General features: G+C 62.4%; 24 protein-coding genes. 10 read left to right on the forward strand and 14 right to left on the reverse strand.

The window, feature by feature from the left end; all coding sequences use genetic code 11:
* Positions 1–12 precede the first annotated feature (12 nt).
* From JOE27_RS03725 to JOE27_RS03735, 3 genes are all read left to right on the forward strand, one after another.
* Positions 13–1,014 carry an HAD family hydrolase gene (locus tag JOE27_RS03725; RefSeq protein ID WP_204917929.1) on the forward strand — a complete coding sequence of 334 codons (1,002 nt, stop codon included), beginning with the start codon at positions 13–15 and terminating at the stop codon, positions 1,012–1,014.
* Positions 1,015–1,113: 99 nt separating this feature from the next.
* Positions 1,114–2,679, forward strand: coding sequence for an arylsulfatase (locus tag JOE27_RS03730; RefSeq protein WP_115274929.1), 1,566 nt, complete (start codon positions 1,114–1,116; stop codon positions 2,677–2,679).
* A gap of 156 nt (positions 2,680–2,835) precedes the next feature.
* Entirely contained in the window at positions 2,836–5,292 is a 2,457-nt protein-coding gene (locus JOE27_RS03735) for a fused MFS/spermidine synthase (protein ID WP_239539398.1), read from the forward strand.
* Between the two features lie 25 nt (positions 5,293–5,317).
* Here the strand turns inward: JOE27_RS03735 and JOE27_RS03740 are convergent, their stop codons facing one another.
* Genes JOE27_RS03740 through JOE27_RS03755 form a run of 4 tightly spaced genes read right to left on the reverse strand, consistent with a single transcriptional unit; the run spans position 5,318 to position 8,763 of the window.
* Positions 5,318–5,872, reverse strand: a complete 555-nt coding sequence (locus JOE27_RS03740; RefSeq protein WP_239539287.1) for a PqiC family protein — start codon at positions 5,870–5,872, stop codon at positions 5,318–5,320.
* 17 nt (positions 5,873–5,889) lie between these two features.
* A complete protein-coding gene (locus tag JOE27_RS03745) occupies positions 5,890–7,545 on the reverse strand; it encodes an MlaD family protein (RefSeq protein WP_204917935.1) in 1,656 nt (551 codons plus the stop codon).
* Entirely contained in the window at positions 7,526–8,170 is a 645-nt protein-coding gene (locus JOE27_RS03750) for a paraquat-inducible protein A (RefSeq protein WP_115274925.1), read from the reverse strand. The genes JOE27_RS03745 and JOE27_RS03750 overlap by 20 nt, the downstream gene beginning before the upstream one ends.
* Entirely contained in the window at positions 8,167–8,763 is a 597-nt protein-coding gene (locus JOE27_RS03755) for a paraquat-inducible protein A (protein WP_115274924.1), read from the reverse strand. The genes JOE27_RS03750 and JOE27_RS03755 overlap by 4 nt, the downstream gene beginning before the upstream one ends.
* A 230-nt stretch (positions 8,764–8,993) precedes the next feature.
* On the opposite strand from JOE27_RS03755, the gene JOE27_RS03760 reads away from it, so the two are divergent.
* Positions 8,994–9,671 carry a DUF3313 domain-containing protein gene (locus tag JOE27_RS03760; protein ID WP_125923164.1) on the forward strand — a complete coding sequence of 226 codons (678 nt, stop codon included), beginning with the start codon at positions 8,994–8,996 and terminating at the stop codon, positions 9,669–9,671.
* Positions 9,672–9,761: 90 nt separating this feature from the next.
* Positions 9,762–11,450 carry an aspartate-alanine antiporter gene (aspT, locus tag JOE27_RS03765; RefSeq protein ID WP_174141345.1) on the forward strand — a complete coding sequence of 563 codons (1,689 nt, stop codon included), beginning with the start codon at positions 9,762–9,764 and terminating at the stop codon, positions 11,448–11,450.
* Here aspT and JOE27_RS03770 read toward each other — a convergent pair.
* Complete coding sequence (locus tag JOE27_RS03770; RefSeq protein WP_115274921.1) at positions 11,443–13,095, reverse strand: mechanosensitive ion channel family protein; 1,653 nt, start codon at positions 13,093–13,095, stop codon at positions 11,443–11,445. The two genes, aspT and JOE27_RS03770, sit on opposite strands and share 8 nt — an antisense overlap.
* 207 nt (positions 13,096–13,302) lie before the next feature.
* Between JOE27_RS03770 and JOE27_RS03775 the strand changes: the two genes are divergently transcribed.
* Entirely contained in the window at positions 13,303–13,920 is a 618-nt protein-coding gene (locus JOE27_RS03775; protein WP_204917937.1) for a dTMP kinase, read from the forward strand.
* 13 nt (positions 13,921–13,933) lie between these two features.
* On the opposite strand, the gene JOE27_RS03780 is transcribed toward JOE27_RS03775, so the two are convergent.
* The 6 genes from JOE27_RS03780 to JOE27_RS03805 all read right to left on the reverse strand — a co-directional run bounded on the left by JOE27_RS03780 (position 13,934) and on the right by JOE27_RS03805 (position 20,161).
* Entirely contained in the window at positions 13,934–14,878 is a 945-nt protein-coding gene (locus tag JOE27_RS03780; RefSeq protein ID WP_012314440.1) for a PDR/VanB family oxidoreductase, read from the reverse strand.
* A complete protein-coding gene (locus JOE27_RS03785) occupies positions 14,875–16,305 on the reverse strand; it encodes an amidohydrolase family protein (protein WP_204917939.1) in 1,431 nt (476 codons plus the stop codon). The genes JOE27_RS03780 and JOE27_RS03785 overlap by 4 nt, the downstream gene beginning before the upstream one ends.
* Positions 16,306–16,321: 16 nt before the next feature.
* Positions 16,322–17,050 (reverse strand): ABC transporter permease, encoded by a 729-nt coding sequence (locus JOE27_RS03790; RefSeq protein ID WP_348632630.1) that lies wholly within the window; start codon positions 17,048–17,050, stop codon positions 16,322–16,324.
* 111 nt (positions 17,051–17,161) lie between these two features.
* Positions 17,162–18,016 (reverse strand): ABC transporter ATP-binding protein, encoded by an 855-nt coding sequence (locus JOE27_RS03795; protein ID WP_119689011.1) that lies wholly within the window; start codon positions 18,014–18,016, stop codon positions 17,162–17,164.
* 66 nt (positions 18,017–18,082) lie between these two features.
* Positions 18,083–19,108, reverse strand: a complete 1,026-nt coding sequence (locus JOE27_RS03800; RefSeq protein ID WP_204917944.1) for an aromatic ring-hydroxylating dioxygenase subunit alpha — start codon at positions 19,106–19,108, stop codon at positions 18,083–18,085.
* 39 nt (positions 19,109–19,147) lie between these two features.
* Complete coding sequence (locus JOE27_RS03805; RefSeq protein WP_046786325.1) at positions 19,148–20,161, reverse strand: ABC transporter substrate-binding protein; 1,014 nt, start codon at positions 20,159–20,161, stop codon at positions 19,148–19,150.
* Positions 20,162–20,806: 645 nt separating this feature from the next.
* Between JOE27_RS03805 and JOE27_RS03810 the strand changes: the two genes are divergently transcribed.
* From JOE27_RS03810 to JOE27_RS03820, 3 genes are all read left to right on the forward strand, one after another.
* Positions 20,807–21,613, forward strand: a complete 807-nt coding sequence (locus tag JOE27_RS03810; RefSeq protein ID WP_080952116.1) for an outer membrane protein OmpK — start codon at positions 20,807–20,809, stop codon at positions 21,611–21,613.
* Between the two features lie 204 nt (positions 21,614–21,817).
* Positions 21,818–23,440: a methyl-accepting chemotaxis protein gene (locus JOE27_RS03815; RefSeq protein WP_119689014.1), complete on the forward strand. Its 1,623-nt coding sequence runs from the start codon at positions 21,818–21,820 to the stop codon at positions 23,438–23,440.
* 87 nt (positions 23,441–23,527) lie between these two features.
* Positions 23,528–23,761, forward strand: coding sequence for a hypothetical protein (locus JOE27_RS03820; RefSeq protein ID WP_204917946.1), 234 nt, complete (start codon positions 23,528–23,530; stop codon positions 23,759–23,761).
* A gap of 33 nt (positions 23,762–23,794) precedes the next feature.
* Here the strand turns inward: JOE27_RS03820 and JOE27_RS03825 are convergent, their stop codons facing one another.
* A complete protein-coding gene (locus JOE27_RS03825) occupies positions 23,795–23,986 on the reverse strand; it encodes a hypothetical protein (RefSeq protein WP_046786431.1) in 192 nt (63 codons plus the stop codon).
* A 198-nt stretch (positions 23,987–24,184) separates the two neighbouring features.
* On the opposite strand from JOE27_RS03825, the gene JOE27_RS03830 reads away from it, so the two are divergent.
* Positions 24,185–24,562: a VOC family protein gene (locus JOE27_RS03830; protein ID WP_119689016.1), complete on the forward strand. Its 378-nt coding sequence runs from the start codon at positions 24,185–24,187 to the stop codon at positions 24,560–24,562.
* 174 nt (positions 24,563–24,736) lie between these two features.
* Here JOE27_RS03830 and JOE27_RS03835 read toward each other — a convergent pair whose 3' ends face one another.
* Together JOE27_RS03835 and JOE27_RS03840 are read right to left on the reverse strand one after the other, a co-directional pair.
* Entirely contained in the window at positions 24,737–25,378 is a 642-nt protein-coding gene (locus JOE27_RS03835) for a 3-oxoacid CoA-transferase subunit B (RefSeq protein ID WP_012314450.1), read from the reverse strand.
* A gap of 8 nt (positions 25,379–25,386) precedes the next feature.
* The gene (locus JOE27_RS03840; RefSeq protein WP_039601534.1) at positions 25,387–26,082 is read right to left on the reverse strand and encodes a 3-oxoacid CoA-transferase subunit A; all 696 of its coding nucleotides are present in this window, start codon (positions 26,080–26,082) and stop codon (positions 25,387–25,389) included.
* Positions 26,083–26,181: the final 99 nt, after the last annotated feature.

Genomic DNA, 26,181 nt, shown 5'->3' on the forward strand with positions numbered 1-26,181 from the left:
GAGGGATACTTCATGCTCGACCTGCAACGCACACGCTGGTGGATTACGCTGTTGCTCCTGCTGCCCCTGACGGTGCAGGCCGCGAACCCGTTGCCCTCCTGGCGCGAAGGCACTTCACGCCAGGCCATCGAAGCCTTCGTCACCGCCGTGACCACCGAGGGCAGCAAGGATTATGTGCCTGAGGCCGAGCGCATTGCCGTCTTCGACAATGACGGCACCCTGTGGAGCGAACAGCCGCTGTATTTCGAAGTGCTGTTCGCCCTCGATGAGGTCAAAAGGCTGGCCCCGCAACACCCGGAGTGGGCCACCCAACAACCGTTCAAGGCGGTGCTGGAGGGCGACCAGAAGGCCCTCACTGACAGCGGTATGGATGGCATTCTGAAGATCGTTGCTGCTACCCATGCCGGGGTCAGTACCGAAGACTTCATCGCCAACTCCCGGCGTTGGCTGGCAACGGCCGTGCACCCTCGCAGCCACAAGCCGTACACCGAAATGGTCTTCCAACCCATGCTCGAACTTTTGCAATACCTGCGGGCGAATGGCTTCAGGACGTATATCGTGTCGGGCGGTGAAGTGGCCTTCATGCGTGCTTTCGCTCAAGAGGTCTACGGCGTGCCGCCCGAGCAGGTGATCGGCACCACACTCGATGCCCGCTTCATCGATGACAACGGCAAGCTGGCCATTGAACGGCTGCCCAAGCTGCTGCACAACGACGATGGCCCGGGCAAACCGGTGAGCATCGACGCCCGCATCGGTCGCCGCCCGATATTTGCCTTCGGCAATTCCGACGGCGACCTGCAGATGCTGCAGTGGACCATGGCCGGTGACGGCAAGCGCTTTGCCGGCCTGGTTCACCACACCGACGCAACACGCGAATGGGCCTATGACCGTGACAGCCAGATAGGGCGCCTGGACAAGGCCCTTGACGCTGCCAGGGCCGGTAACTGGACCGTGGTCGACATGGCCCGGGAATGGCAGCGCATTTACCCATTCGATAGCAACCAGGCTCAGTGACAAAGAAGCCGCAGGGGCACAGGGACCAGCCGAGCAGTAGGTCGAACGTGCACGTAGTCGTGGCACATGCCAGCAAACGTGATACGGAGAGATCGCCTAATGAAGTCCAGCAGAAGATGGATAACCACATTCGCACTAGCCGCCACAGCGGCGATGGGCGTGTGTACGGCCAATGCCGCGGAAAAACCCAACATCCTGGTGATATTCGGTGACGACATCGGCCAGACCAACATCAGCGCCTATGGCAAAGGGGTAGTCGGTTACCAGACGCCGAACATCGACCGCATCGGTAAAGAAGGCATGATGTTCACCGACTATTACGCAGAGAACAGCTGCACCGCCGGCCGGTCGAGCTTCATTACCGGCCAGACGCCTTTGCGCACCGGGCTGTCCAAGGTGGGCATGCCGGGCGTGCCGGTGGGCCTGCAGGACCGTGATGTAACTATCGCTCAGGCGTTGAAGGCGCAAGGTTATGCCACCGGCCAGTTCGGCAAGAACCACCTGGGTGACCGCGACGAATACTTGCCTACCAACCACGGTTTCGATGAGTTTTTCGGCAACCTCTACCACCTCAATGCCGAAGAGGAGCCAGAGCGGCCATTCTGGCCCAAGGATGACCCGGACTTCGTCAAGGCCGCCTCACCACGTGGGGTGATCAAGTCCAGTGCGGACGGCAAGATCGAGGACACCGGTGCCTTGACCCGCAAACGCATGGAGACCATCGACGATGAAACCACCCAGGCGGCGATCAATTTCATCGACAAGCAGGTCAAGGCCGACAAACCGTTCTTTGTCTGGATGAACACCACACGCATGCATGCCTTCACCCATGTGCGTGAATCGATGAAAGGCCAGAGCGGGATGATCGGCAATGAATACGCCGACGGCATGCTCGAGCACGATGGCGATGTGGGCAAACTGTTGAAGACCCTGGACGACCTGAAGGTTACCGACAACACCATCGTGGTCTACACCACCGACAACGGGCCAAACCAGTGGTCGTGGCCGGACGCGGCAACCACGCCGTTCCGCAACGAGAAAAACTCCAACTGGGAGGGCGCCTATCGCGTGCCGGCGATGATTCGCTGGCCAGGCAAGGTCCAACCCGGGACGATCTCCACCCAGATGTTCTCCGGGCTGGACTGGTTCCCGACACTGCTGGCAGCAGCAGGCGATACAGGCATCAAGGACCGCCTGCTCAAGGGCACCGATGTGGGAGGCAAGAACTTCAAGGTTCACCTCGACGGCTACAACCAGCTCGATTACCTGACGGGCAAAACCGACAAGAGCGCGCGTAAAGAGTTCTACTACTTCAACGATGACGGTGTACTGGTTTCCATGCGCTTTGCAGACTGGAAACTGGTGTTCTGCGAGCAGCGGGCACCCGGTGGGCTGCAGGTCTGGAGCGAACCGTTCACCTGTCTGCGTGTGCCCAAGATGTTCAACCTGCGTATGGACCCTTACGAGCGTGCTGATATCGTCTCGGACCAGTACTACGATTGGCTGACCAAGAACGACTATCTGATCTTCCAAGGTACCCGCAAGGCTGCAGCGTTCCTGCAGACGTTCGTGGAATACCCGCCTAGCCAGCGTCCGGCGAGCTTCAGCATCGACCAGATCCGTGCTGACGTGGACAAGAAAATCGAAGAGAAAATGAAGAAGTAACGGCAATGCCCCGCGCCCGCCCTTGGCGGGCGCATTCTTTCCTATCCGTTGCGGACCGGGCTTCAGGTCCGCTAAGGCTTAACGATGCCAGCAGCTGTGAACTCCGCTCGCGCTCATGCCCCTGAAACCACGGTAAAACAGACGCCGCTACAGCTGATGCTGCCAGCGGCGCTGTTGTTCGTCTCTGGCGGCGCGGCGCTTATCTACCAGGTACTGTGGGTCAAGCAGCTGTCACTGGTGGTGGGGGTTGAGGTGTATGCCATCACCGCTGGTATCAGTGCATTTTTCACCGGGCTGGCCCTGGGCGGCCTGGTGTTCGGGCGCTGGGCCGACCGGCTGCGTCGCCCGGTCAAGCTCTATGCTGGCCTTGAATTGGCGGTGGCAGTGCTGGGAGTAGGGGCAACCCTGGCCCTGGCGCACAGCGCCGCGATGTTTGCCCGCCTGGAGGCAGGCGCAGGCCTGCTGGCCTGGTTGTTGCCCTTCACCTTGGTAGGGCTGCCGGCCTTCTTGATGGGCGGCACCTTGCCGGTACTGGTGCGTGCGCTGACCCCCACCGAGGGGCAGATGGGCGAGGCGGGCGGTTGGCTGTACGCCGCCAATACCGCCGGGGCAATCTGCGGCACCTTGTTGGCAGCATTCGTCCTGCTGCCGCTGCTGGGGGTTACCGGGGCCGCGTGCGTGGCCGCCGTGCTGAACCTGTTGGCCGCACTGGGCGCCTGGCTTGGGCGGGCGAAGGATGAGCGTGACCTGGCCCCTGGCGCAGCGGCATTGCAACCGCGCACGCCCAAGGCCAGGCTGGCCATCGCCCTGTATTGCGTGGCAGGCGGCGTGGCGCTGGGGTACGAGGTGGTGTGGACACAATCGATCGTGCAGTTCATGAGTACCCGGGCTTTTGCATTTTCCGTGGTGTTGGCCACTTACTTGACCGGGCTGGTACTGGGAAGCGCCGTGTACGCCCGGCGAGCGGACCGTATCCGCGACCCTTGGGGGTTGTTCGGGCTGCTGATCGCCGCCGCAGGCCTGCTGGCGTTGCTGCAGGTCGCCGGGCTCGGGCGTTGGCTGATCGTGCTGCAGACCGCCCTGGAAGCACAGGTCGTGCAACTGACTGGCAACCAACTTGCAGGCATGTGCGCGCGCTTTGCCGCGGCGGCGCTGTGCGTGGTGTTCGTGCCTACCACGCTACTTGGTGCGGCATTCCCCCTGGCCTTGCGCCTGGCCGTGGACAGTGGCCAAGTGGGGCGGGACGTGGGCACGGTCGTGGCGCTCAACACGCTGGGCGGTATTGCCGGGGTCATGCTCACCGGGTTTGTGCTGGTGCCTGAAGTTGGGCTGGTACGCACGCTGTTCGTGCTCGCCGTTGTTGCGGCAGCCGTCGGCATGGTGGCGGTATGGCGTGGCCAGGCCGTGGGCAAGGGCATGCGGGTGGCCGTGCTGGTGGTTGGCGCAGCAACCGTGCTCACTGGCGTGCTGACCCCGCCACAGCGGTTGGCGCAGCTGTTGCCCGGAGCCCGCAGTGGCGAGGTGGTGTTCTACGAAGAGGGCCGGGGAGGCACGGTGGCGGTGGTCAACCAGCAGCGCCAGGGCCAGGCCTTCAACCGTTTGTACATCCAGGGGGTATCCAATACCGGTGATGCCATGCCTTCACTGCGCTACATGCGCCTGCAGGCATTGCTGCCGCTGCTGATACACCGCGGCGAACCCCGCTCGGCGCTGGTGATCGGTTTTGGCACTGGCATCACTGCCGGGGCAATGTTGCGCTACCCCGGCCTGGAGCACCCGGTGGTGGCCGAACTGTTGCCGCAGGTGCTGGCAGCGGCGCCGTTGTTTTCCGGCAATTACGATGCGGTCAACGACCCGCGCCTGGACATCCGCCTGCGCGATGGGCGCCGCGAACTGCTGCGCAGCGCACAGCGCTACGACCTGATCACCCTGGAGCCGCCACCGCCGTCCGCAGCCGGGGTGGTGAACCTGTACTCGCGTGATTTTTATCAGTTGGCGGCATCGCGCCTGGAGCAGTACGGCCTGGTTGCCCAATGGTTGCCGTTGCCTACCCAGAACGACGAGGATAGCCGCTCGCTGGTGCGCAGCTTCCTTGATGTGTTCCCCCATGCGTCGTTGTGGACCACCGAGTTTCACGAAATGCTGCTGATTGGCTCGGCATCGCCGATGGCACTGGATGTGCCGCGCATCCGCCAGCGTTTCGAACAGCCTGAGGTTGCCGCTGCACTGGCGCAGGTCGGCGTGGGCTCGGTCGATGCGTTGCTGGCCACCTGGGTGACCAACCGAGAGGGCCTGGAACGCTACGCGGGTGATGCCCAGCCGGTTACCGATGACCGGCCGCGCATCGAATATGCACCGTGGGTCCGTCCGCGGGAGATCACGCGGGTGCTCCCGGCGTTGCTTGCACTGCGCGTACCGCCGCCGCTGGAAAATGCCGGCCGCGCCCAGCAGGGTGCGGTGGAAGATGAGTGGCAGCTGCTTCGGCGGTTCTATGGTTTGTCATTGCTGGCCTACAACGGTAACCGCCAGGCCTGGATGCGTGAGGCGCGGGCATTGGCGCCGATGACCGCGCAGAACCCCTACATGCGCTGGTTCACCGGCGGTGAGCGTTAACGCACCGCCGGTGCCTCAATGGCTATCAGCGTGAGGCGGGGCAGCCAGCGTTTGGCGACATGGCCGCCTGGCTGATCATGGCCACCAAGCGCTTCACGTTGGCCTGCTGGGCGATCACCACCTCATCGATGCTGCCGCCAGCCGCGGTTTGCAGGGTGCTGCGACAGGTCAGCTGAATATTGGCCTCCCGGGCCCGCAGGCGCCACCGGGCGTCCAGCAGCGCATACTGCCCAGGCACCGAATCGAAGCGCTGTACATCCACGCGCAAGGAGAGCTTGTGTGCGGCGCGCACAGTGCTCAGCTGGTCGACCAGGGCGCTGCGCAACTCATCCACCAGGGTGGCGCCCCACCATTGGGTTTCCAGGATGGCCAGGCTGCTGTCGCCTTGACGGATGACCAGTTGGGGCCGGTCAACCTGCGGCGGTACGCTGACACCTTCGATGAGGATCTCGTCTGGGGCCGTATGAGAGGAGGGTGCCGGCTGTGCCGGCGTGAGGGTGTGGAACTGGATAGGGTCGCTGCGGCAGGCGCCCAGCGCCATCAGCGCGACCAGCAGGGTAATCCTTGGCAACGGGGTCATGCTCAACACTCCTGTGGTCATTTGCGTGGCGGCCCTTGCAGGTCCATTGGCGCGGCGTTGTCCGGGCGGCCACGGATCAGCGACTCGGGGTTGCGGCCCAGGTAGTCGGCGAGTTCGCGCAGCGAGCGCGACATACGGCCGAGCTCGTCGAGGGTTTGCGTCAGTTGCTCCCGTTGCGGCGAATCTTCTGCCAGGGTCGAGTTGGCCGATTTGAGGGTAGTGCTGACTTCGGCCAAGGTGCTCTGTACCCCCGGCAATGTCTTGCCATTGAACTGTGTCAGGCTCTTGCGCAGCTCGACCAGGTTGGCGTCCAGGTTGCTGGCGATACGTTCCAGTGGCAGCCGGTTGACCTTATCGACCATAGTCTGCAACTGCTCCTGCAGCAGCTCCAGGCTGCCAGGAACGGTAGGGATCATCACAGGTCGGGCAGTCGGGTCGAAGGCCACTTTCTCCGCTTTGGGGAAGAAGTCCAGGGCGATGTACAGCTGGCCCGTTAGCAGGTTGCCACTGCGTGCCTGGGCTCGCAGGCCGTTGTCGATGAACGTCCCCATCAGTTTGGCGGAGGACGCTTCGTCATCAGGATCGTGCTGCAGGGCCTTGAGCATCTTCTCGTGCGCACGGCCCAGGCGCTGGGGGTAGATCACGATGCCGACATTGACCGGGAAACTGCGCTGTTTCTCATCGAAGTCCAGGTTCACTGAGACTACGCGGCCAATCTCCACGCCCAAAAATTCTACCGGTGCATCCACTTTCAGGCCGCGCATCGCCTGGTCGAAACGCAGTGCCAGGTACTGCGCCTTGCCGGCAGGCGGTGCCAGCGCGCTGGTCTGGTCGGCAAACAGCTCGAAGCGCTGGTCTTCGCTGGCGACGGTGTCGTTGGGGTTGAAGTCCGGTGCACGGAAGGCGATGCCGCCGACCAGAATGGAAGACAGCGATTCGGTCTTGAGCGCGAAGCCATTGGCGCCGACCTCTACGTCAATGCCACTTGCGTTCCAGAAGCGGGTGTTGGCAGTCACGAAGGCATCGTTGGGTGCGTGGATGAAGACCTCTACATCAACCCCTCTGCCATCCTTGTCCAGGGCGTAGGCGACCACCTGGCCGACCGGGATCTTGCGGAAATACACAGGGGAGCCGATGTCCAGCGAGCCCAGGTCCTGGGTGTGCAGGGTGAAATGCTTGCCGGGCTCGCCGTAGGTGATGGCGGGTGGGTTTTCAAGCCCGGTGAAATGTTTGACGCGCGTGTTCGACTGGCCAATGTCGGCACCGATGTAATCGCCCGATAGCAGGGTGTCTATGCCCGACACACCACCGGCACCGATGCGCGGCCGGACCACCCAGAACTTCGAGTCCTCACGGGTAAAGCCTTCAGCCTGCTTGTCGAGTTTTACGGTGGCGTTGACGTTCTTCTGGTCGTTACTGAGCGCCACCTCGGTAACATGGCCGATCACGACGTTGCGATAGCGCACTTCGGTTTTGTTGGCTGCAAGCCCGGCACCGGTCTTGAAGGTGAGGGTGATGGTCGGGCCTTCCTGCATAAGGTTGTGCACCACCAGCGAGAGGCCGACAAGTACCGCCACGATCGGCACGATCCACACCAGTGAGAAGCTGAACCGACGGGTTTTAACAGGTGCCTTGCCCGGCACTGCTGGGCTGTCATTGCTGGATGGATTCATCCATGAGCTCCTTGTCAGGTGGCGTATCCCAGATCAGGCGGGGGTCGAAACTCATCGCAGAAAGCATGGTGAACACCACCACCAGGCCAAAGAACAGAATGCCGGGGCGCGGCTCGATGTCACCAAGCGCCTGGAACTTCACCAGCGCCGCAACCAGTGCTACCACCAGCACATCGAGCATCGACCAATAGCCGATCAGTTCAACGAACCGGTAGAGCTTGGAGCGCTGCTGTTGCGCCCAGGTGCTGCCACGCTGGACCGTGATCAACAACATCGTCAATGCCATGAACTTCACGCCTGGCACGGCGATACTGGCGATGAAAATGATCAGCGCGATATCCCAGGCGCCGTGCTCCCAGAACTCGATCACGCCGCTCATGATGGTGCTGTCGGCACCGCTGCCGAGCATCGTGGTGTTCATCACCGGCAGCACGTTGGCCGGTATGTAGAAGGCCAGCGCAGCAAACAGGTAGGCCCAGGTACGGCCCAGGGAGTTGGTCTTGCGCCGATGCAACGGGGCTTCGCAGCGTGGGCACTGATGCGGTTCGTCGCGCATGTCGCAGGCCAGCCCGCAGCTGTGACACAGGCACAGGTTGAGCTCGGTAGCGGTTGGCGGCCGGTTCATGGCATGTCCCACAGGTCGCGAATGTCACGCCCGGCAATGCGGATCATCAGCAGGCTCAGTGCGGCCAGTGCAAGCAGGCCGATACCCGGCAGCACATCGAGCATGCCGGCGAGCTTGAACACGGCCACCATCGCGCCGAGCAGGCAAACTTCCAGCATGCTCCAGGGGCGCAGCGTTTCCAGCCAGCGCATGCACAGCTTGAAGGCCGGTGAACGGCGGGCGGTGAGGGCGTAACCCAGGACCCAGATAAGCAAAAGCACTTGGAAAGCCGGGGCGATGATGATCGAGATGGCCGCGACCATTGCCATGAACGTGATCGGCCCCTGGCTCAGTGCCAATACCGAATCCCACAACGTGGCGCTGTTCTTCAGCCCTTTCAGGCTGATGCTCATCACTGGGTAGAAGTTGGCGAACAGCCACAGCACTGCGGCCGTGAGCGTGAGCGCCAGGCGTTGCTCCACCGTCAGGCCGTTGTGCCGCTGCAGCACACCGCCACAGCGCGAACACAAGGTCTTCTGATGCTTGGCGAGCAAGGCTTTCTCATACACACAATCGCAGTGCTCGCAGATGATCAATTGCTCTGGTGGGGGCATCAAGACGCTCTGGTCAACTTGAAATCAGGCCTTTGTGAATATAGAAGCGCTCCTGTATTAGGCAAATGTTCAGCTAACAATCTGTAAATCTGTCGGCCAGTTCATTGCGCCGGGTCTATAACTACCCTTGCCTGATTGCACTGCATCAGTGGTAGGAAGTGGCCAGTGCCACGTTACATTTTCATGTCTGTCACGGCTTGCGCACGTGCGGCCATACAGGAGTTTCGGGAATGAGATTAGCGTTTTTGGCAAGTACGCTGTGTGTCGCTTCGCTTACGCTTGTGGGGTGCTCCAGCAAGTTGACCCAGCCGGATGAATATTCAGGTTTTCTAAAAGACTACAGTCGCTTGAAAGAAGCGGAATCACCTTCAGGCGCGCCGGTGATGCGCTGGGTCGATCCTCAGCTTGATATCAACAAGTACACCGCCTTCTATGTCGAGCCCAGCCAGCTGTATCCCAAACCGCAACCAACCGAGAAAATCCCCCAGAGCACGCTGCAAGGCATCACCAGCTACTACGACACGGCGCTCAAACGTGAACTGGGCAAGTCATTGCCGCTGGCCACCTCCCCGGGTGCCGGCACCATTATCGTGCGCCCGGCCATTACCGGGGTAAGCAGCAAGACCAAGGGTTTGCGGCCTTACGAAGTGATTCCGATCGCCCTTGTGGCGGCGGGGGTCAGCGCCGCTACCGGTATTCGCGACCAGGACACGACCATTGCCACGGAGGTGGCTTTCATTGACGCCCAGACCAACAAGGTCATCGCCCAAGGGGTGCGCAAGGGGGCTGGGCAGCAACTGGACAACAGCAGCCAGGTCATGCAGGCCTCGGATGCCAAGAAAGTGCTGGACAGCTGGGCATCCGACGTCCATCAGTACTATCTGCAGATGAAAGCCAAGGCCAAATAGCCCGCTGTTTGCAGTGTACCCAGGCCTGTACTTGGACGCCGTCAATGGGTGTTGGAGTGCAGGCCTTTGCGCTTCCAGGGAGGTGCGGCAATGATCGAATTCATACTTCACGCCTTGCGTGCAAACCCGGAAATTGCCGTGTTCCTGGCCATTGCACTGGGTGTGCTGATAGGCCGGATACGCCTTGGCAGCTTCCACCTGGGCTCGGTGGCCGGCGCTTTGCTCATGGGCCTGGCCATTGGGCAGATCGGACTGGACGTTCCGCATGAGCTCAAATCGGTATTCTTTGCGCTGTTTATCTATGCGGTGGGTTTCAAGAGCGGCCCGGAATTCTTCGGCAGCCTCAACCGCGGCACCTTGAAGCTGGTGCTGCTGTCTGTGGTGTTGTGCGGCACGGCGTTGGCCACCATCCTTGCTGCGCACAGTCTTTATGGTTTCGATGCCGGCTTTACTGCCGGGCTTGGCGCTGGCGCGCTGACCGACACGGCGATCATGGGCACGGCCAGCAGCGCCATTGCCCAGCTCGCGCTCGACGAAGCCGCCAAGGCACAACTGAACAGCCACATGGCGGTGGCGTATGCCATCACCTATGTATTCGGGACGATTGGGTTGGTGGTATTCGTGGGCAGCATCGCACCGCGCCTGCTTCGCGTAGACCTTGCCGCCTCTGCCCGTGAGCTTGAGCGCTCGCTGGGTATCGAACAGGAGGACGCTGCTTTGGGCGTGCCCTACACGCGGATCGTGGTGCGGGCCCACAAACTGGCGGTGGCTGAGGCGGAGGGCATGAGCATTGCCGATATCGAGGCCTTGCACCGCAACCTCAGTGTCGAGCGGGTGGTGCGCGACGGTCGGGTGCTTGAGCGCGAAGCACACGTGCGCCTGCAGCGTGGCGATGTGCTGGGCGTTTATGCATTACGTGAAGCCGTGCCAGCGCTCAGTCAGTGGATAGGCCCGGAGGTGGATGACCCGCTATCGATGTCCTTCGCTACCCGTACGGCGCAGATTGTGCTCACTTCGCGCACCTTTGCCGGCAAAACCCTGCGCCAGATCAAGCAAGAACTGGTCGGCGCCACGCGAATGGGCTGTTACATCGTCGACATCACGCGCCAGGGCCTGGAGCTGCCGCTGTTGCCCGAGACGGTGCTGCGCCGTGGCGATGTGATTACCCTGACCGGGCGCACGAGCAGTGTCGAGGCCCTGGCGGGGCAGGTAGGCCGGGTGCGCCAGAACCTTTACAAGAGCGATATCGCCATTCATGCGCTTGGTCTGGTCGTGGGGTCATTGCTCGGCATGCTGTCCACGCACATCGGTATCATCCCTGTCGAACTCGGTGTGGGTGGCGGGGTATTGCTGGTTGGCCTGCTGATCGGCTGGTACAACTCGCGCCACCCTGACTTCGGTGCGTTACCGCCGGCGGCGCAATGGGCATTTTCGGAGTTCGGCCTTACGGCGTTTGGCGCTGTGGTAGGGTTGCTGGCCGGCCCGGCCGCACTGGCCGCGATCGAAACGCAAGGCCTTGCGTTGCTGGTTTCGGGCGCGGCAGTAACCTTGATCCCGCCCCTGGTGACCTTGTACTTCGGTTATTACGTGCTTCGTTTGCACCCGCTGATCCTGTTTGGGGCCTTGGCCGGGGCGCAAACCGAAGCGGCGTCGATGAACAAGATCCTTGAGCAGTCTGGCAGCAACACACCCGTCATCGGGTTTACTGTGTGCTATGCCATTTCCAATGTGTTGCTCGCGGTCTGCGGGCCGGTAATCATTGCGCTGACGGTCAGCTGACCGGGCCTTGCCCAGGGATTTGGGGATTGGCCGGGGCGGTATGCCACTGCTCTTTGGGTACCCATTTGGCCTGTTCCGGGTCGCCCAGGTAATGCGGCGACATGATCTGCACGCCATATTCGTTGAACACGTCCTGGATGTTGGCGTGCAACAGGCTCAGCAACAGGGCGCGTGGCCGGGGTTCAGAGGGAATGGCCTGCGCGACCAGGCGGTACTCGGGGTAAAAATCCGACAGGGCCGTCTGGAACACCTGTGGTTTGGGCTCCTGTAGTACGCCTTCGGTGCGCCGTGCGGCTTCCAGCAGCATGGCTTCTACTTGGCGCCAAGGCGTGTCGTAGCCGATGGTGACAACCGTGTCCACCACATAACCTTGCCCTTGCACGATACGTGAGTAGTTCTTGGTCACCGCCCCAGTAATCATGGAATTGGGCAGCGTCAGGACCTCACCAAGCCCGGTTCTGATCGTTGTGGTGAACATCCCCACTTCGGTCACTGTCCCTTCGTATTCGCCCACCCGGACGAACTCGCCGACCCGAAGCGTACGGGTGTAGGTAAGGATCAAACCGGCTGCACCCTGGCCGATGACGCTGGTTGCACCCAGTGAAATCATCAAACCGATCAACACAGACAGCCCTTTGAAGGCATCGGTGCCCGAGCCGGGCAAATACGGGTAGGCCATCACCAGCGCGAACAGCCAGATGGCCAGCGAGGTCAGGCGCATGGTGGGTTGTAGAGTTTCGGCTGTGAGCCACGACAAGGTACCCGGGCGGGCCATGCGCCGTAGTACGCGCTTGGAGAAGGCGCTGATGCCGCGGGCGATGAAGAAGATCGAGACGGCCACGGCAAGGCCCGGCATGGCGCGCAGAATGCCGCTGACCAGATAATTGAACAGCTCCATCAAATGGACATTGAGGCTTTCGCCCCAGGAACGGGTGTACGGGAACTGCGACAGCACGAAACCCAGCCACTGGTAGCAGAGCAACAGCACGACCAACCAGTACAACAGCCACAGTGAGCGGTCGATCAGGTAGTAGAGATTCTGCATGTCGAACAGCTGGGTATGGCCGACCTTGAGGCGTTCGGAGTGCTTGCCCATCAGCTTGGGCAACAGCCCCAGGAGCTTGCGGCGACTAAGCCCTGCGGCCTTGAGCAACAGGAAAAACACCAGGGTGGCGGCCGCCGAGTAGCCAAGGGCCGTCAACAGAAACCTGAGGCTGCGTGCCTGGCGCGTTTCCTCGACCACCAGGCGCAGGTTCTCGGCAGCACGTTCGGCAGCCTCCCTTGGCGTGATGTCGTCGGCAGCGGCATCGAGCGGAGTAACGATGAATGCCCGACGGCCGCCCAGCAGCACCAGATAGCTGTTCAGGATAGGGTCGGTCCTGACCTTGAGATCGTCGTTCTCCTGCAGGGTTTCTTCGATCAGGCTCTTTGCGCGCTGGGCGCGTGCCTTGGGAGTTTCACCCAGCAAGGTAGACCGAAAGACGAACACAGTGCGGTTGATGACCGTGAGTGCGGCTGGTTCGGCGATGACGCCCTCGACGCCTGTGGCGGGCTGAGCGCTATCCGCATGGAGGAGGGGAGAGACTATCATGTGCAACCCCAGAATCAGCCAAGCCGACCATCCTGAACAACGCTTGATCCCCATGCTCCACTCCCGGCGCCCGCGTGCGAATTGCTTCCAGCATAGTCGGATTCGCGCAACCTTCAGTGGTGTTGCAAAGGGGCGGTTTTATTGACTGATGCGGACGTCACCACGCTATAGAATGTTCATCACTGTCTTACGTGAAGGAATCAAGATGCCGTTGCACGATATGCCCCCTGCAAGCGCTGCTTGTCACGCGTTGTGCGAAGCATGAGCCGCTCGCTGTTCATTTCCATGGACGGCCCCAAGGGCACCGGCAAAACCACACTGTTGGAGGCCGTCACCCAAGCACTACGGGCTGACGGCCTGAAAGTCATCCGTATCTGTGAGCGCAAGAGCGATCCCTTCAGGGCGCAAACCATGGCCCTGGTCAACCAGTTCGTCAGAAGCCCCAGCCCGGACCTTGAGCTGGCGGTTTGTGAGCGCTTTGCCCAGAGCCGTGCCTGGATATCCCAGCAGGTGCTGCCCAGACAACCGCCGGGCAGCATCATCCTGATCGACCGCTGGTACCCGTCGGAAGCCGCGTTTCGCCGGCTGATCCCGTTCCCTGAGATCCTGCGCCTGAACATCGCCAGTAATGTGCGTGTACCCGACCTGAGTGTGGGGGTCGTCACCGCCCCGGATATTTCATGGGCGAGGGCGACGGCACGCACGCGCGGGTTGAGCAGCACGGTGATGCACAGGTTCGAAGAGCATGTGGCCTGTACCCAGGCCTTCGAGCGAGCCGTCGCAGAGAACGGCTGGCTGTTGTGCCGCAATGAAGGGACGATCGAAGACGCTACGCTGCAGGTGGTTTCAGCGATTCAAGGCGTGCTTCGATGCCCTTAGAGCGTGCCTGCTTTCAGGCGTCCAGCACCAGGCGCGCACTGCGCGACGCCGAGACGCACGGCGTGATCCATTCGCCGCTGCTGCGTTGAACTTCAGTCAGACACTCGTCACGGTGCTCTGGCTCGCCCTCGATAACCCGGCACATGCACGCACCGCAAATGCCCATCCCGCACGAGATGGGCAGGTCCACCCCGACCCGCGCAGCGGCCTGCAGCAGGCTTTCGCCGGCTTGCACCTGGACCTCACGCCCGCTGCGCTGCAACACCAGTGTGCAGCTGGAGTCGGCCTGGGCTGCAGGTTCGGCAGGCTTGAAGTGCTCGCGGTACAAGGCCGACGCTGGCCAGCCATGGGCGAAAGCGGCCTGCTCCACACTGTCCATGAACCCTGCGGGCCCACAGCAATACAGGCTGGCTTGGGGCTGCCAAACGGGCAAAAGCCCGCTCAAGGCTTGCTTGACCTGCGCGGCGCGCAAGCCGCTGAACACTTCGATCGGCAGGTTCTGGCGCTGGATCAGCGGCAGCTGTCGCGCGTCCTTGGTGAAATACAGCAGGCGCACCGCGCGCCCTTGCGCCAGGCATTGGCGGTACATCGGCAGCAGGGGCGTGATGCCGATCCCGGCCGCCAGCAATGTCACTGGGCCCGCCCCCGGTTGCAGGGCAAACAGGTTGCGCGGGGTGCCGACCTCGATCCGTGCGCCCAGACGCAGGTGCTCGTGCAACCACTGTGAACCGCCGCGCGAGGCAGGCTCACGCTTGATGCCCAGGTACAGATGGCCCTCTTCGGGCAGGCTGACCACGGAGTATTGGCGGACCAGGCCGTTGCCCAGGCGCAGGTCGACATGGGCGCCGGCCGCCCAGCTCAGCGGCAGCGGTGCGCCGCCCGGAGTGCCGAGTTCGACACCCAGCACGTCGTCAGCTTCCAGGCGCAAGGCGCGTACCTGCAACGAGGTCCAGCTCATGCGCGCATCCCCGCAGCCCGCTGCAGGCGCAGCACGGCCTCACGGGCTTGGCTACCCAGTTCGGCGAGGTCCAGGCCGGGGATCGTGTCGTTGTCCACGCTCAGGCGCCCACCTACCAACAAGGCGCGCAAGGTCGGCCGGCCACCGCCCACGACGGGCGCAATTCCCGGGTCGTGCAAGCCGAAGTAGCGGGGCTGGTCCAGGCGGTAAACTGCCAGGTCCGCTGCCATGCCAACCTCCAGCGTGCCAAGCGCGTTCAGCCCCAGCACCTGCGCGCCACCGGCGGTTCCCCACCGCACCACGTCTTCCACGCTGGCGGCATGGGCGCCGCCTTCCAGCTCGCCGCCTGCATAGGCGGGCAAAGCCCGCTCGCCAGCCTTGGCCCGTTGCATCAGCCAGGCGGCGTGGGTTTCGCTGATCATGTCGCAGGCTTCGTTGGAGGCTGCGCCGTCCACACCGATCGAAATCGGCATGCCTGCCGCTTCCATGGCAAGGATATCGGCAATGCCGCTGCCCAAGCGCCCGTTGCTCTGCGGGCAGTGGGCAATGCCGGTACCGGTGGCGCCCAGTAGCCGGATTTCCTCGGGGCTGAGCTTGACCAGATGGGCGAACCACACGTCTGCGCCGAGCCACTCGTGCTCCGCGCAGAACGCCACAGGTGACAGGTTGTAGCGGCGCTGGATTTCGTTCTGGTACTCCACCGTTTCGCTCAGGTGGCTGTGCAGGCGGATGCCCAGCTTGCGTGCGGCGCGGGCGGTTTCGCGCAGGTGCTCTGGCGGCATCGAGTAAGGCGGGCTGGTGGGCGCCATCACCACCCGGCGCCAGGCGTCGGGGGCGGGGTCGTGGTAACTGCGCACCAGCCGCCCGACGTCATCAAGGTATTGTTCGAGGGTTTCTGGGCCGGCACTGGCGGCGCCTTCGGCCTGGCGCACCTGGGTTGCGCCGCCCCGGCACAGCACGAAGCGCAGGCCCAGCCGTTCTGCCTCCTCGAACAGAATCTGCGCACTGTCGAAGGCCATGCCTGGCAGGTACAGGTAATGGTGGTCGGCGACCGTGCTGCAGCCGGAGCGGGCAAGCTCTACCAGGCCGATACGCGCGGCCAGGCGGAAACTGCGCTCATCGAACAGGCCACGGTAGCGATAGGGTACCGCGCCCAACCACGCCCCAAGGCTTTGATCGATGCCCGCCGGGATCCCCTTGAGCAGCGACTGGAACAGGTGGTGGTGAGTATTCACCCAACCTGGGTAGACCACGCAGTCGGTGGCATCGAGCACCTGCTCACCCGCCAGCGGTTGCAGGGCACCGAGGGCAGCGATGCGCCCTTGGCTGATACGGATGTCCGGCCCGGCGTGGCGGGCGGCTGGCCCGCGCAGGCCGGTGAGGATGGCACTGGCGTTGCGGATCAGCCAGCTGTCGGAATGCTTCATAGGGGGCTCCAAGGGCTTAACCCAGTTCACTTTCGTGCCAGTGGCGCAGGCTCAAGCGAGCCAGCAGGGCCATCAGGCTGAACAATGCGACGCCGGTCAGGGCGATCAGCACCAGGGCGGCGAACAGCCGCGGAATGTTGAGCTGAAAGCCCGCTTGCAGTATCTGGTACGCCAGCCCGGCGCCGGTGCCCCCGGTGCCGGCCACGAACTCGGCCACCACGGCGCCGATCAATGCCAGGCCACTGGCGATCCGCAGGCCGGCGAAGAAGCACGGCAAAGCACTGGGAATACGCAGGCGCAGCAGTACCTGCCAGCGGCTTGCGCGATTGAGGCGGAACAGGTTGAGCAGCCCCGGGTTGACGCTGCGCAGGCCCAGCACGGTGTTGGCGATGATCGGAAATACCGCGACCAGGGTGGCGCAGATCACCAGCGCCAGGGTGGTGTCGCTGCACCAGATGATGATCAGCGGTGCGATCGCCACCACGGGCGTCACCTGCAGCAATATCGCGTAGGGGAACAGGCTGGCTTCCACCAGCCGGCTCTGCACGAACACGAATGCGGCCAGTGTGCCGATGACGACTGCGAGGGCGAACGAGAGGAAGGTGATCTTCAGGGTCATCCACAGCGCACCGAGCAACATGGGGCCGTCGCTGATCAGCGTGCGGCCAATGTCGGCGGGTGACGGCACCAGGTAGACCGGTACTTGCCAGGCGATGCAGGCCAGCTGCCAGAGGCACAGCAGCACCGCGCCGACCAGCAGCGGCGAAGCGATGCGCAGTACCGTGGGGTTGTGTAGCCAGGGGGTAGAAGGTCGACTCATGTCAGGGCTCTCAGGTTGTGCTCTGAAGTTGGGCGCTCAAGCAGGTTCGCCGTTGGCCTGGGCCAGCAGCCGGGACAGGTGGGCGCACTGCGCGATGAAGGCCGGGGAGGTGCGGTAGGCCTCGTCCCGCTCCAGCGGGCCGTCGATGGGCACATCGGCGATCACCCGCCCGGGCCGCGCGCCCATCACCACCACCCGCGACGACAGATACACCGCCTCGAAGATGCTGTGGGTGACGAACACCACAGTCAGGTCGCGTTGGGCCCAGAGCTGGCGCAGGTCGCTGTCGAGCTTGTTGCGGGTGAACTCGTCCAGGGCGCCGAACGGCTCGTCCATCAGCAGCAGGTTAGGTTCGGTGGCCAGCGCCCGGGCGATCGATGCGCGCATCTGCATGCCGCCAGACAACTCGCGCGGGTAGGCCTGGCCGAACGCGCCCAGGCCTACCAGTTCCAGCGCAGCCTGTACCTTGGGCTGGCTGTGGGCTTTGGGCGTGCCCGCCAGGTCCAGCGGCAGGCGCACGTTGTCCTGCACCCTGGCCCAGGGCATCAAGGTCGCCTCCTGGAACACCATCGCCAGGCTGCGGCCCGCACCGCTGGCCTGTGGATCGCTGCCTGGGGCGTCCTTGCCCCACCAGCGCACATGGCCGGCCGAGGGTTGTTCGAGGCCGGCGAACATTTTCAACAAGGTGCTTTTGCCGCAGCCGGAGGGGCCCAGCAACGACACGAACTCGCCGCGCTGGATCGCCAGCTTGACGCGGTGCAAAGCAACGGTGCCATTGCTGTAGGTCTTCTCGACCTGGTTGGCGAACAGCGGCGTGTCGCTACCCAAGGCGTCGGCGTTGGGTGGTGCCTGCAGCTGGGCGCAGGTTTCGGACAGGGTCTGCATCAACATGGCGCTCTCCCCAAAGGTCATGAGCGGTTGTGTATGCCCCGGCACACCAGGGCGCGGAACAGGCGGTCAGTGGCTGGCGAACACTTCGCTTTCGCCATGGGCTTCGAGCAGGCCCAGCAGCTGCCGGCGGATCACCAGGCCTGGCTTGTCCGAGGGCATGTGCAGCTCGACACGCCGCCGGGTATCGACGCAGGCGTCCGGGTCGGTGGCCTCGAGGATGTCACGGTCTTCGGCGGTGATCGCCGCGTCCCAGTCGATCAGTGCCTGGGTCGGGCAGTCTGCTTCGCTGTCGTTGCGATAGAGCCACTGCACCAGCATCAACCGGCCGTCATCGATCGGTGTGGCGCAGTTGTAGATGATGTGGTGGATGCCGCTGTCCGGGTACATGCAGCCAAAGCGTCGGGAGAACGGCAGGTAGTAGCGATTGACCAGGTGACGCTCGGTGATCGGCGCGCGGGTGCCGGTAATGGCGAAGCTTTCTTCAGGGTTGCGGATAGGCACGCGGGTTTCGGCTTCAAAGCCATAATCGGTTTCGCGAAACTCATAGCTGGCCGGTTGCGGCTGGTCGAACAGGCCGAAGTTGGCCTTGTGCACGAAGGAGAAATGCGAGTTGTCGAAAGAGTTTTCCATCACCCGCAGCGGGCTGGTTTTCCACTCTTCGTAGAACTGGAAGATGCGCCGGTAGCCGGGGGCGCCGTCTTCCGGGAAGTCGGGGATCGGCTGCAGCGGATCGTCCAGCGCGACCCAGGCATAGCCATACTTTTCCTGGCAATGGTAGGCCTTGACGGCCGCGCCCGGCGGTATCGCCCCCGTCGGGTTCTGCGGGATCTTCACGCAGGTGCCGCTGCAGTTGTATTCCCAGCCGTGGTAGCCGCAGGCGATATTGCCGTCTTCGCTGACAAAGCCCTTGGACAGTTTGGCGGTGCGGTGGCAGCAACGGTCGCGCATCGCTACCGGGGTGCCATCGGGGCGCTTCCAAAGGACCAGGGCTTCACCGAGCAAGGTGAAGGGTTTTGGCCCGTCGTCCAGGGCTGTCATGGGCAGCAGGGCGTACCAGAAGCGTCGCAATACAGGTTGTTTGGTGACCAGCATGATCCAGTTTCCTCACGGTATTAAGTGTTGTTATAAGGCTCAGCGGCTAGCGGCCTGGACAGTGTCGGGCTGCACGTTCAGGCCTTGCACGAAGCGGGTGGTATAGGCCTTTTGCCAAGGGGCGGCGGCGCCGAGCAGGCCGGCCTGGACCATGAAGTCGCGGGTGGCTTGCCAGCGGGCGTCGTTCATCGTGCCGATGCCGTGGCTGGCAGCGTCGCCCCCTGTGACCAGCTGGTATTGCTTGAGCGTCGAGACGCCCCACGCCAGCAGCTCATCGCTCATGTTGGGGTTGTCGCGCTTGATCAGCGCATTGCCCGCAGCGGGGTTGTCCAGGTAGCGCTTCCAGCCCTCGAGCGAGGCGCGGACAAACCCGGCGACGCGCTCGGGATGCTGGTCGATGACGTCCTGGCGGGTGACCACGGTGGAACCGTAGGGCGGGTAACCTGCATCGGCGAACAGGAAGAAGTTGGGTTTCTGGCCTGCCTTGATGGCCTGGAACAGTTCCGAACTGGCGTAGGCTTGCTGGGTGGTGTCGGCGCCGGCGAGGAAGGGCTGCAGGTTGAAGGTGTAAGGCCGTGCCTGGCTGTCCTGAAGCTGGTACTTGCCTTTGAGCCAGGGCCACCAGGTTTGCTGGCCGGACGTGGACACCAGCACCTGCTTGTTTTGCAGGCCGTCCAGCCCGTTGACATCGGCGTGCGTCATCAAGCCCTGCGGGTCGCCCTGGAAGGGCGCAGCCACCGCGACCACCGGCAGCCCTTGCTCCACGCTCTTGAGGATCTGCAGGTCGTAGTTGACGATGAAGTCGGCTTGCTTGCTGACCAGCAACTGCATGCCATTGACCTGCGGGCCGCCCATGCGGATGGACACATCCAGGCCTTCTTTCTCATACAAGCCATCGGCCACGGCCTGGTAAAAGCCGCCCTGTTCTGCCTGGGCGTACCAGGAGGTGAGCAACACGACCTTGTCGTTGGCCATGGCCAGGGAGGCGCTGCTCAGCACTGCTGCGCCAAGCAGCGAGCGAAGCGGGTAAGTCAAAGCAAAGCGGTTTTTCATGATTGTTCTCCACCTCGATTCGAAATGCGCCAGGTGTTCGGGAACACGCCAGCGAAAACCGAGCGGAGAGAGAACGCAGCAGGAGGAGGGTGCACATAGCATGCAGCAGCCACGGCCGACATTTCTCTACTTGCCCAAGGCCGTGAGGCCGCGCGCAAATCACCCGCTCGGATGTACGCCCAATTCAAGGCGCAAGAGCAATGCCCCATGCCATTTCTGGCACTGACCGCTTCTACTCGAAGGCAGATGTAGCGAGAAGCGTGCCAATGTGCGCAAACCGCCAAAGCCGGGCTGTTCAGGGCCGGGGGGGTATTGCAAGGGCAGAGCAGTGATCCGGGAAGGTGCAAGGCAGGAGCGCTCGGCGCCATTAAAGTGCGCAATGCTGAGCCGGCTTGGTGCTCACTAATCCATTAAATTGGCCACAATCACTGAGCTAGACTGTATTCGATCAGTTGGCACGCCCCCTGCTAGGGCACAGTCGAGTAGAAGCGGTCAGTGCCGAAATGGCATGGGACATTGCTCTGGCGGCATCACGCCGCACACCCGGCAAGGGTGGCGCCACGGTTTGCGACGTGGCCAGAGGAGAGGTCTGTCCGCTGAATCCCTTGCTGGTGAATCTCACCGACCTCGACCCAAGGGATGCACATGAAACTCAACCCTCTTGCCTGCCTAAGCTACTGCTTCCTGCCCCTCTGCGCCCTGGCCAGTTCCGGCGCGCAGGCCGGCCCGCTGATGTGGTACGACAACAGCCTGAGCTACCTGTACGGCCACAACTACAAAGTCGACGGCACCGGCAACGACATTCAGCAAACCGTCACCTTCGAACACGCCAGCGGCTGGACTTGGGGGGATGTATTTCTGTTCGTCGACAACAAGTGGTCCAACGGCTTGTCGGGCAATGACGGGCACAGCTACTACGGTGAGTTCTCCCCGCGGTTGTCGCTGGGTAAGGTCAGCGGGCAGAACCTGCGCTTTGGCATCGTCAAGGATGTACTGATTGCCGCTACCTACGAGCGCGGCGAGGGGCGCACTCGCAGATACCTGTTGGGGCCTGCCGTGGACTTGACTATCCCGGGGTTCGATCGCTTCTCGCTCAATACCTATTACCGCAAGCCTGACGGGATTACCGGCAAGGCATCGGGGCAATGGCAGATCAACCCGACCTGGGCAATGACCCTACCGCTAGGGCGATCGGACATCCTGTTTGACGGGTACCTGGAGTGGTATGTGAATGACGTTGGCAGCAAGGGCACGTCGGATTACGTGGCCAAGAGTTTCCACTTCAATCCGCAGTTCAAGTACGACGTGGGCAAGGCCCTCGGGCACACGCCGAAGCGGCTTTATGCGGGGCTGGAGTGGGATTATTGGTCGGACAAGTACGGGATCGAGGATAGCCACGGATTCCCGACGGATCAGAATGCGGTGAGTGTGTTGGTCAAGGCGCATTTCTAAGCAATTACATCAGAATATTACTGTATCTCCATGTTTTTATAGGATATGAAGATCGAGCGTCGTCCGTGCGGCGCTCGATGCCTGCCACCGCAAAACCAATAATGTTCGATTATCGGGCGCTAACTCCCTTCAAGCACTCAACATTGGCCTCTGCATGCCGAACGTAATGGGTAGTACATCCCACTGCCACCCGGATATGTCCTCATGCGCTTGCGCCATCTCAACATCGCTACCCGCTCTTACCTGAGTTTCAGCCTGATCGCCGCCCTGGTCGTGGTGCTCGGGCTGTTTTCCATCAACAAGATCTCCAGCATGCGCGAAGCCGTGGTGTACACCGAGCAGGTGACCAACGTCGGCACCCGCTACCTGGGTGAAGTCCGCAGCCACATGCTGGGCCTGCGCATCATCACCCTGCGCATGGCCATTGCCCGCGAGCCCGCGCAGTTGACGCCTACCCTGGCGCGCCTGGAGGTGCTCAAAGGCCTGCTCGACAAGGGCGTCGAGGGCTACGGTGCGGTAGTGCCGGCGGCGGGCAAGCCGGCCTTTGCCGAGATGCAGCGGTTGATCGACCAGTACCGTGTGCTGCTCGACCAGTACAAGGGGTTGTCCGAGCAAAACCAGGTACCGCAGATGCAGGCGATGCTCAGCGGCGCCATGCAGGACATCTCCAACCGCATCGGCGAGCTGTACGACAACCTGGTCAAGTTCAGCAGCGACACCGCCGAACAGCACACCGCCCATGCCCGCGCCGAGTACCAGCGTGCCCTGTACCTGACCTTCAGTGTGATCGGCCTGGTGCTGGTGCTGACCATCGGCCTTGCCTGGTTGCTGACCCGCAGCATCGTCAGCCCGCTGCGTGAAGCCATTGGAGTGGCGCAGAACATTGCCGACGGCGATCTATCCCATACCGTAAATGCCACCGGCCGCGACGAGGCGACCCAGTTGATGCATGCCCTGGCGGCCATGCAGGCCAGCCTGAAGGATGCCCTGCGGCTGATCGGCGATTCTTCTCATCAGCTGGCCGCAGCCAGCGAGCAGATGTCGGCGATTACCCAGCAAACCTCCCGCGACCTCAACCGCCAGAACGACGAGATCCAGCAAGCCGCTACCGCCGTCACGCAGATGAGCGTCGCGGTGGAAGAGGTGGCGCGCAACACCGTCAGCACCTCCGAAATCTCGCGTCAGTCCGAAGACGCGGCGCGTCGCGGCCGTCAGCGGGTCGGCGAGGCGATCAGTTCGATCGGCAAGATGAGCCACGATGTGCATGAGGCGTCGCGGCAGATCGAAGCGCTGTCGGTGCAGTCCCAGGAAGTGGGTAAGGTGCTGGATGTGATCGGTGCAATTGCCGGGCAGACCAACCTGCTGGCGCTCAACGCAGCGATCGAGGCGGCGAGGGCGGGTGAAGCGGGCCGCGGCTTTGCTGTGGTGGCGGATGAAGTCCGCGCGCTGGCGGCGCGTACCCAGAGCTCGACGCTGGAGATCGAGGAAATGATCAATGCCATTCGCAGCGGTACGGCGCGGGTGGTGGAGTCGATGCACAGCAATAGCCAGCAGGTGGGGCATACCCTGCAGGTGGCTGAGTTGGCCGGGCAGGCACTGGATGAGATCACCGATGGTGCGACAACGATTCACGAGCGCAATCTGGTGGTGGCCAGTGCCACTGAAGAACAGGCACAAGTGGCTCGAGAAGTCGATCGTAACCTGTTGAATATTCGGGATCTTGCGGTGCAGACCTCCGAGGGTGCGGGCCAGATCAGCACGGCGAGCCAGGAGCTGGCCAGCTTGTCGATTGGCTTGAACGGGATGATGAAGCGGTTTCGGCTGTGACTACTTCGCAATGATGTCGGCCTGAGTCGAACCATATGCTGACCCATTGGTCAGGATACTTACCTATCCAGCATCATTGAGGTCAGCATGCACACTTACAACCTGACGTACCTGTTCAAGGGCGAACCGCGTGACCACCGGTTCGCGCTCAAGCAGCCTGGGCTTTCGCTTCATGAAGCAGCGTTGCACTTGATCCTGTTGCATTACGGGGATGGCGAGAACAGCCTGGTAATGCCTGCAGCAGACGCCTCCCCGACGGAGATTCTGCAGCAGGCCAGATCGCTTGAGATTACCCGGGTCGAAGTACATCCTGGCGAGTAGGCCCTGTGAGCGGGTTACGGGAGAGCAGGGTGCTCAGCCTGCCTTCAACCCGGCCAGCTGCTGCTGAAGCTCGGCCAGCAACCGTCGACCCGCTGCTTCCAACAGATCACCATACTGAGCGATGGCATTGCACTCCCGACAGGTGACGATCGATTTTCTGTGGAGCCTGCCCGGCTTTACCAAATCTTGCCCATCGCACTTGAGGCATTTCAGGGTGACACTCATGATCTTCCTCTCCATGGAACACGCGCAGGATCCTTCATCGCGCCTTTGAATCGACCGGCAATGATGGCGCGGTACATGGAGTGGTCAAGTGGGTAAAACGTTCATTCCGGGGGCAACGAAAACAGGGTGGCGCCTTCAAGAGTTGCCGGCGGACGCCCTGCACGTCTCTAACCCCCCAACAGAATCGGAGATCGCGAAGTGATTGACCATCTGGACCACCTGGTGCTGACCACTGTCGATGTCGACGCTTGTAAAGACTTCTATATCCGCGTGCTGGGCATGCGCCTGGAGACCTTCGGCCAAGGACGTCTCGCGTTCTGTTACGGCAATCAGAAGATCAATGTTCATGTGCGGGGGCATGAGTTCGAGCCAAAAGCCCATCTGCCTGTTCCTGGAGCATTGGATTTGTGCTTCATCGCCAGTGTCAGCCTCGAAGAGGTTATCGAGCACCTTGAGGGTCAGCATTGGCCAATTATTGAGGGCCCGATTCAGCGAACCGGTGCGACAGGCCCTATCCGTTCCGTGTACGTACGCGACCCGGATCTCAACCTGATCGAGATTTCCGAGCAGTTGTGACTGGACGTGGCAGTGGTTGAGGACGGCCTCAGCAAGCGTGACGAGACCAACGCCCGGCAAGGGTTTGAAGCGGTTGAAAAGGGTCGCTGGAATAGCGCAGTAGGAAACCGCTTTGGCGGCCATGGGCATTTTCGGCCCCTTCGCCGCCAGGCGGATGCAGACAGTTTGCGTGGCTTACTTGATCAGCGGCACACCACTGAGCTTTTGCAACTCGTCGAAGTCGATGTCAGCGCAGATCTCTACCACTTTCAGGCCGTCGGACGTCACTTCCAGCACGGCCAGGTCGGTATAGATGCGGCTGACGCAGCCGATGCCGGTCAGCGGGTAGGTGCACTCAGGCACGATCTTGCTTTCGCCGGACTTGGTCAGGTGGTCCATCATCACGAACACCTGGCGCGCGCCGGTGGCCAGGTCCATCGCGCCGCCTACGGCCGGGATCGAACCTTCGGCGCCGGTGTGCCAGTTGGCGAGGTCGCCCTTGACCGACACCTGGAAGGCGCCCAGTACGGCGATGTCCAGATGGCCGCCACGCATCATCGAGAAGGAGTCGGCGTGGTGGAAGAAAGCACCACCGGTGAGCAGGGTCACGTGCTGCTTGCCGGCGTTGATCAGGTCATCGTCTTCCTCGCCCGGCGCGGGGCTCGGACCCATGCCCAGCAAGCCGTTTTCGCTGTGCAGAAACACTTCCTTGTCACCCAGGAAATTGGCCACCAACGTAGGCGCGCCGATGCCCAGGTTCACGTATGCGCCTTCCTGGATGTCTGCGGCCACGCGCTGGGCCATCTGGGTGCGGGAAAGTTTTGTGGTAATGGTCATGGCAGGCCTCAGACAGCGTTGGCGATCGAAGAAGCAGCAGCGCCGGTAACGGCGACCACGCGCTGCACGAAGATGCCCGGGGTGATGATGTGTTCCGGGTCCAGTTCGCCGAGTTCGACGATCTGGTCGACCTGAGCGATGGCGGTCTTGGCGGCCATGGCCATGATCGGGCCGAAGTTACGCGCGGCCTTGCGGTAGATCAGGTTGCCCCAGCGGTCACCCTTGTACGCCTTGATCAGCGCGAAGTCGGCGTGCAGCGGCATTTCCAGCACGTACTGGCGGCCATCGATCTCACGGGTTTCCTTGCCTTCGGAGAGCAGAGTGCCGTAGCCGGTCGGCGAGAAGAATGCACCGATACCCGAGCCCGCTGCGCGGATGCGTTCGGCCAGGTTGCCTTGCGGCACCACTTCCAGCTCGATTTTGCCGGCCCGGTACAGTTCGTCGAAGACGTAGGAGTCGGACTGGCGCGGGAAGGAGCAGACCACCTTGCGCACGCTGCCTGCCTTGAGCAGGGCGGCCAGGCCAATCTCGCCATTGCCAGCGTTGTTGCTGATGATGGTCAGGTCGCGGGTACCGGTATCGATCAGAGCATCGATCAGCTCGGACGGCATGCCGGCAGTGCCAAAACCACCGACCATGATGGTCGACCCGTCGGTGATGCCTTCCACCGCGCTGGCGATGGACTCATAGGTTTTATTGATCAAAGCGAGCTCCTGGTTGTTCCTGGAGTATGGGTTGTGGGCCTGCCTGGCGCGCCCTTTGACATGGGGGCCAGTCAGCGCTTGGGAAATGTTTGCTGACTG

Origin of the sequence: Pseudomonas sp. M5, assembly GCF_016907075.1 — a bacterium.
In the GTDB taxonomy this organism is placed as follows: domain Bacteria; phylum Pseudomonadota; class Gammaproteobacteria; order Pseudomonadales; family Pseudomonadaceae; genus Aquipseudomonas; species Aquipseudomonas putida_E.

Coding starts and splice junctions, on each gene's coding strand:
- JOE27_RS03725 (WP_204917929.1), top strand. CDS start 13: ATGCTCGACCTGCAACGCACACGCTGGTGGATTACGCTGTTGCTCCTG.
- JOE27_RS03730 (WP_115274929.1), top strand. CDS start 1,114: ATGAAGTCCAGCAGAAGATGGATAACCACATTCGCACTAGCCGCCACA.
- JOE27_RS03735 (WP_239539398.1), top strand. CDS start 2,836: ATGCTGCCAGCGGCGCTGTTGTTCGTCTCTGGCGGCGCGGCGCTTATC.
- JOE27_RS03740 (WP_239539287.1), bottom strand. CDS start 5,872: ATGACCCCGTTGCCAAGGATTACCCTGCTGGTCGCGCTGATGGCGCTG.
- JOE27_RS03745 (WP_204917935.1), bottom strand. CDS start 7,545: ATGAATCCATCCAGCAATGACAGCCCAGCAGTGCCGGGCAAGGCACCT.
- JOE27_RS03750 (WP_115274925.1), bottom strand. CDS start 8,170: ATGAACCGGCCGCCAACCGCTACCGAGCTCAACCTGTGCCTGTGTCAC.
- JOE27_RS03755 (WP_115274924.1), bottom strand. CDS start 8,763: ATGCCCCCACCAGAGCAATTGATCATCTGCGAGCACTGCGATTGTGTG.
- JOE27_RS03760 (WP_125923164.1), top strand. CDS start 8,994: ATGAGATTAGCGTTTTTGGCAAGTACGCTGTGTGTCGCTTCGCTTACG.
- aspT (WP_174141345.1), top strand. CDS start 9,762: ATGATCGAATTCATACTTCACGCCTTGCGTGCAAACCCGGAAATTGCC.
- JOE27_RS03770 (WP_115274921.1), bottom strand. CDS start 13,095: ATGGGGATCAAGCGTTGTTCAGGATGGTCGGCTTGGCTGATTCTGGGG.
- JOE27_RS03775 (WP_204917937.1), top strand. CDS start 13,303: ATGAGCCGCTCGCTGTTCATTTCCATGGACGGCCCCAAGGGCACCGGC.
- JOE27_RS03780 (WP_012314440.1), bottom strand. CDS start 14,878: ATGAGCTGGACCTCGTTGCAGGTACGCGCCTTGCGCCTGGAAGCTGAC.
- JOE27_RS03785 (WP_204917939.1), bottom strand. CDS start 16,305: ATGAAGCATTCCGACAGCTGGCTGATCCGCAACGCCAGTGCCATCCTC.
- JOE27_RS03795 (WP_119689011.1), bottom strand. CDS start 18,016: ATGTTGATGCAGACCCTGTCCGAAACCTGCGCCCAGCTGCAGGCACCA.
- JOE27_RS03800 (WP_204917944.1), bottom strand. CDS start 19,108: ATGCTGGTCACCAAACAACCTGTATTGCGACGCTTCTGGTACGCCCTG.
- JOE27_RS03805 (WP_046786325.1), bottom strand. CDS start 20,161: ATGAAAAACCGCTTTGCTTTGACTTACCCGCTTCGCTCGCTGCTTGGC.
- JOE27_RS03810 (WP_080952116.1), top strand. CDS start 20,807: ATGAAACTCAACCCTCTTGCCTGCCTAAGCTACTGCTTCCTGCCCCTC.
- JOE27_RS03815 (WP_119689014.1), top strand. CDS start 21,818: ATGCGCTTGCGCCATCTCAACATCGCTACCCGCTCTTACCTGAGTTTC.
- JOE27_RS03820 (WP_204917946.1), top strand. CDS start 23,528: ATGCACACTTACAACCTGACGTACCTGTTCAAGGGCGAACCGCGTGAC.
- JOE27_RS03825 (WP_046786431.1), bottom strand. CDS start 23,986: ATGAGTGTCACCCTGAAATGCCTCAAGTGCGATGGGCAAGATTTGGTA.
- JOE27_RS03835 (WP_012314450.1), bottom strand. CDS start 25,378: ATGACCATTACCACAAAACTTTCCCGCACCCAGATGGCCCAGCGCGTG.